Source organism: Fusicatenibacter saccharivorans (genome assembly GCF_027667425.1).
Classification (GTDB): Bacteria; Bacillota; Clostridia; order Lachnospirales; family Lachnospiraceae; genus Fusicatenibacter; species Fusicatenibacter saccharivorans.
On record NZ_JAQEGR010000018.1, the window covers coordinates 70,105 to 70,433 of the forward strand.

The 329-nt window shown below is 33.4% G+C and carries 1 protein-coding gene; it reads right to left on the reverse strand.

Annotation, left to right across the window (positions count from 1 at the left end):
* The coding region (locus PGS38_RS15175; protein WP_243113220.1) for a transposase at nucleotides 1-329 on the reverse strand (329 nt) is incomplete at both ends.

Here is a 329-nt window from a genome sequence, read left to right on the forward strand (position 1 = left end):
TTTATTCTGAATTCGTAAAACTTCTGCGAAGCAACTGCTCTTGAAAGATGTTTGTTCTTCATCATCCCCGATACATTTAAGTCTTCAATCGTTATATAAGATGGTTTGGTTTTTACGATCTCTGCGATTGTCTTATTGATGTAATCCGTACGGATATTGTCTATTTTATGATGAAGTTTTTGTACCTTAAGTTTTTGTTTTTGTATATTCGCTCTTTGAGTGGACTCTCCTTTCTTTAGATTTTCATACTTTCGGGAGAGACATCTCTGTTCCCGAACGAGTCGTTTTTCTAATTTCTTTAATCTTGCTGATTTGTTGATATTCTTATA